This is a genomic window from Myroides sp. LoEW2-1, assembly GCF_009767705.1.
In the GTDB taxonomy this organism is placed as follows: domain Bacteria; phylum Bacteroidota; class Bacteroidia; order Flavobacteriales; family Flavobacteriaceae; genus Flavobacterium; species Flavobacterium album_A.
In genome coordinates, this window is the sequence record NZ_WSPP01000161.1 from 1 (window position 1) to 348 (window position 348).

Genomic DNA, 348 nt, shown 5'->3' on the forward strand with positions numbered 1-348 from the left:
GTATCCACCCTAGCAAGTACATCTTGTGAGGTATAAAAATTATTCTACAGCGTCAGAGATTGCCTTTTTATAGTTATGAGGATATAAATCTGTAATATTCTTATGATTGATAGATTGAATATTTTCTAGAACATATTTAAGCCATTGATATGGATTAACATCGTGTTTTTTGCAGTTAGCAAAAAAGGTATAAGCCATCGCTGCTCTTTGCGCTGCATCGTGTGATCCTGCGAACAAGTAATTTTTACGACCAAGCGCTACAGGTCTAATAGCGTTTTCTACAAGATTATTGTCAATCTGTAGATTTCCATCATATAAGTACGCACTAAGATTATCCCATCTAGTTTG

The 348-nt window shown here is 34.8% G+C and carries 1 protein-coding gene; it reads right to left on the reverse strand.

Annotated features, from left to right (window positions below; genetic code table 11):
* Positions 1 to 39: 39 nt before the first annotated feature.
* Positions 40 to 348 (reverse strand): IS66 family transposase (locus tag GOQ24_RS09790; RefSeq protein WP_160339589.1); only part of this gene is annotated, 309 nt, incomplete at its 5' end.